A 4,169-nucleotide genomic window follows, 5' to 3' on the forward strand; every position below is an offset into this window, starting at 1 on the left:
TGCTAAAAAGTCTCTTGTCAGAGCTAGAAAAACAAACCATATCGGGAGAATTCCCATCTCAATGCTAATGACATACAAAGCTAGGAAACCTATATAGTCTACAATAGGATCGAAATACTTACCGAAATCTGTTTTTAAGTTCTTGGTTCTAGCTAACCACCCATCAACAGCATCCAATAAAAATGCTATATAGAATAACACACCAATATACAGATAGTATTGAGGAGGAACAAGATACCATGAAACAAAAGCTATAAAAATTAAAATCAATCTAAATAAGGTAATGTGATTCGGTTTAATCACGATATCTATAACTCCTTGATTATTTCTTTGATAATAATTTTCCAGTCAACGGTTGTGGAATCTACAATATTCCACAACCCAAATCTTTCAGGTCGTACTGAAGATAGTTTTTTCAGTCTTTTATAAGTTTTTGATTCTATAATAGCCTCAAATCCTTGTTTTAATTCTAAGCTTATTTCTAATTTTTGACAATAACATAATAACTGCTCATATAAATCAGGTAACTTATATATACATCTTATCTTCATGGCAACTAAAGCACCCATTAAAACTAATTGACCGTGTGACATTTTACTATCTGCTGCATATAATTTCTCAAATTCGTGTTCAGAACGGCTACACCAACTACTATCATTTTTCATTAATAAAGAAAATGAGTAAAGCTGTTTGATTATTTCGATTAATGAGTTTTCATTACGTTTCGTGTATTTGTTTATAAATCGTTCAATTTGATAAAAAGGTGTTTGATCAAATTCCTTGACTTTCTTATCAACTTTTAAGTCCTCCCAAACATTCAATTTTGATAATAATTCACCCAGAGCACTAACCCAAAATTTATGTGGCATGTGCTTAGTTAATAAGGGCAAACAAGCATAAACAGACTGAGGTGCTTTTGATGGATAACTCTGATTAAATGACGTTTCATCGGCCTTTAAGGAACTAAAATTAGATGAAAAACCATCATTTGAAATAGAAGATAACAAAACAGTTAAATAAATTTTATCCCGTTGAGCACAAACTTTTACAAAATCTATGAGACTTCCCCCCCCAAAAACTAAAAAACGTTGACCACTGGCAGGAAACTTTAATTTCTCAATATTTGAATAAATTAAAGGGAATTTTGGTACAATTATCGGGAGATTATTTTTATTAACATGGTCGTAAATGGGAGCAAAACAATTCATGGAATAGACAGTTGGACCTATGACAATACCGTCTATTTTTTCATTTTTTATGATTTTTTCTATGCATTTATCTATCGATTTTTTTGAAATATGTAATGTAGACTTCATAATAAGTTTGACTACTGTTCAACTATCCGTATATGTTTCAAATTCATTATTTCCTTTACCATAACCCCAAGAGGCGAAATAACACTTAACTTTTGAAGATTTATCCAAATTCTCTATCTTATCATCAACTAAAACAGCCTTATTATAGTCTGGATTGTTATCTAAAAACTTTTCAATAAAATCTACTTTACCGCCATATTTTACAGAATGACTATAATCAAATACTTTTAAATCGGGTATTTTAATATTGAAATGGTTTTTTAAAATTAAAACATCCTCCATATTTTTACGAGTTAAGATAAAATAATTTTTGGTATTTTTTTGATTGGTCAGTGTTTTTCCATAATCAGTAAGACTATGTAAGCCACACCACCAATTTAAATGATGATTTTGATAAAACTTTCTAATTTTTTTGAATTGTTTACTATAACTATCAACTTCTTTTTGATTTACGTCTTTCCGAATTTTGGTAAAGCTTTTTATGTTTTGATTTTCTAAGGCTTTCAATAAACAATATTCATCTGCATCTGAATAAAGAAGATGGCAATTATTTTTATATAATTCTTTATGTTGATTATCATGAAGAGCTTTGTCGATACCATGATATGCAAGTACGCCAATGTAATACCATTCTTCAAGAGAATCTACAATTACCCCATCAAAATCTAAAAAAATAGCTTCCATTTGTATCTTCCCAACAGATATAAGCTAATCACTTAAAAATCGCTGAAACCCAGGTATATCAAGAAAATAAGTAAAGTGAAGTAAAATTACTACTATGTATGGGTTTGAGGCTGCTTTTGGCTAAAAAATGTCTAAGTACCGATAATGTGTCGTTTCAACACTGCCAGCTTACTACACAAACCATCAATACCTGCATAGCATCCTTGTAAATGACGCTTGCCTGTATTGAAAAAAACTGTGCGACCATGCAACACTCGCCGATTGTCCACCATATATACTTGTCCTGGTTGTAGCTTGAATTGCACCTGATTCTTGACATCCATTATCATTTCGAAGAAGGTACGATAGGCATCATAGAAAGGCCCCATCAATTCTGCATGCATACGAAATGGTTGTAAAGATTGATTGTGGAAATAAACTGCTGTCAACTCATCGCGCCGATTGACTTGTATGATTGTCTTTTCGGAGGAGATTTCTACATTTGGATCGCTAAAGCAAAAGTTGACAGGGATAGATGCTAGCAATTTAAAGTATTTAGGGTTTTTCTGACGTAGTTTTTCTGCAACCTGAAAGCCATCCACGATGATGCTATCACCCCCCTCAACGTCCGACGAAAGGCAGTGCAAAAGCATCAATGTGGGTGCGGGGTCACGATATGGATTATCTGTATGAGGACTCCGGGAATGATTCGTATAAGCCAAATTCGTGGCATTAGGAACAGCTTTGACATCAAATATGGAACCATAGTTAGTTTCATGTATATAGCCAAACTGATCGACAATGTTTTTCACCGCAGCCAATTGAGTAGGGACATTTTTTACAAAGGCAACCCCATATTTACGAAAGGCAACTAGCCAATGATATAGTGTTATTTCTTTAGAGATAATTTCTGGGTAGTCAAAAGTGAGTGAATTGATGTCAACAGAGCAATTCCAAAGCTGGATTTGCATCTCATTATTGGAGCCAGACAATGGCATGTCATAGACATGGTTATATAACCAGTCAGCACTGTAGCTACTTTGGTGTCCATCGACCCAGACAATTTCTAGAGACTGTTCCTTGATAACTTGCACAGAGCTAGGATGAAGATCTGCTGGAATATCGACTGTTTGAAGCAGTCGTTGTCCATTTGGGTGAAGTGACTTTGGACTTTGGCAGTTATCCCGCAACCAGATATAGTGGAAAGTAGAATCATAACCACTTTGCCAATGAATTGTCAATGTTTTCTCGTTGATTGAGATAGATTGTATCATCAGGAATCATTGCCTCTAATCTTTTGTGCAACATTCAGGGCATTCGATCCTTAATTATTAAACAAGCCATGAAAACAATCCAGCAGACGGTCTAGATCACTCGGTTGGATATCACCCATGTTGGCTATCCGGAAAATCTGGTTTTTGAGTCCCCCCTGCCCCGCATAAATCACAAAACCGGATTCTTTGAGCGTGTCATGGATTTGCTCATAGCTGTAGCCTGGGGGCAATTTGAAAGAAGTCAGGACACAGCTATAATCCTGCACATCCAAGAGCGGTTTGACCCCGAGATTTTGCAGACTTTGCAAAATCTGCTGAGCACGCTCAGTGTAAGAGCTGTGTCTAGCCGACTGTCCCCCCATCTCCTCCATTTCCTTGAGAGCCTCCTGGAGCCCATAGGCCACCTGTACGGCTTGGGTAAAGGGCGAATAGCCCCTTGCCTGCTCTTGATGATAGCGATAGAGATCTAAGTAAACGGTTCCAGCGGCAGAGGGGCGAGTTTCGAAAATGGATCGTTTTACCAACACAAACGATAGACCAGGCACACCATGCAAGCATTTATTCGCCGTTGCCGCACAGGCTTCTAAATTCCAAGGCGCAAACTCAATGGCCTCAGCCCCAAAACTGGAAACACTATCCAGCAGCAGTGCGACATTGTAGCGCTGACACAGTTGACCCAACTGAGCCACATCATTGAGTCGTCCAGTGGTGGTTTCGTGATGAACGGCAATCACATGGGTAATGGCTGAATCCTGGCTCAGGCACGTTTCAACCTCTTTCAGGTTCATGGGCTCGTGCCAGGGAGCCTTGATCACCTCCAGGGACTTACCGTGAGCCTTGATCATTGCTGCCATGCGTTCACCATAGACCCCATTTGTTACCACTAAAGCCTTGCCATCCTGAGGCACAAGGGTTG

5 protein-coding genes are annotated in these 4,169 nt (G+C 37.3%); all 5 read right to left on the reverse strand.

Going from position 1 to position 4,169, the window contains the following annotated elements; translation table 11 throughout:
- Nucleotides 1-303 (reverse strand): CDP-alcohol phosphatidyltransferase family protein (locus F6K38_RS36265; protein WP_287359873.1); only part of this gene is annotated, 303 nt, incomplete at its 3' end.
- 5 nt (nucleotides 304-308) lie between these two features.
- Nucleotides 309-1,316 carry an iron-containing alcohol dehydrogenase gene (locus F6K38_RS36270; protein ID WP_287311794.1) on the reverse strand — a complete coding sequence of 336 codons (1,008 nt, stop codon included), beginning with the start codon at nucleotides 1,314-1,316 and terminating at the stop codon, nucleotides 309-311.
- A gap of 18 nt (nucleotides 1,317-1,334) precedes the next feature.
- Nucleotides 1,335-2,000 (reverse strand): hypothetical protein, encoded by a 666-nt coding sequence (locus tag F6K38_RS36275; RefSeq protein WP_287359875.1) that lies wholly within the window; start codon nucleotides 1,998-2,000, stop codon nucleotides 1,335-1,337.
- Between the two features lie 131 nt (nucleotides 2,001-2,131).
- Nucleotides 2,132-3,220, reverse strand: coding sequence for a TauD/TfdA family dioxygenase (locus tag F6K38_RS36280; protein ID WP_287359876.1), 1,089 nt, complete (start codon nucleotides 3,218-3,220; stop codon nucleotides 2,132-2,134).
- Between the two features lie 83 nt (nucleotides 3,221-3,303).
- On the reverse strand, nucleotides 3,304-4,169 hold an 866-nt coding region (locus tag F6K38_RS36285), incomplete at its 5' end, for a pyridoxal-phosphate-dependent aminotransferase family protein (protein WP_287359877.1).

The organism is Moorena sp. SIO3B2 (assembly GCF_010692525.1).
GTDB lineage: Bacteria > Cyanobacteriota > Cyanobacteriia > Cyanobacteriales > Coleofasciculaceae > Moorena > Moorena producens.

Bases quoted from the DNA above. Each gene is read 5' to 3' on its own strand.
- F6K38_RS36275 (WP_287359875.1), bottom strand. From the start codon at position 2,000: ATGGAAGCTATTTTTTTAGATTTTGATGGGGTAATTGTAGATTCTCTT.
- F6K38_RS36270 (WP_287311794.1), bottom strand. From the start codon at position 1,316: ATGAAGTCTACATTACATATTTCAAAAAAATCGATAGATAAATGCATA.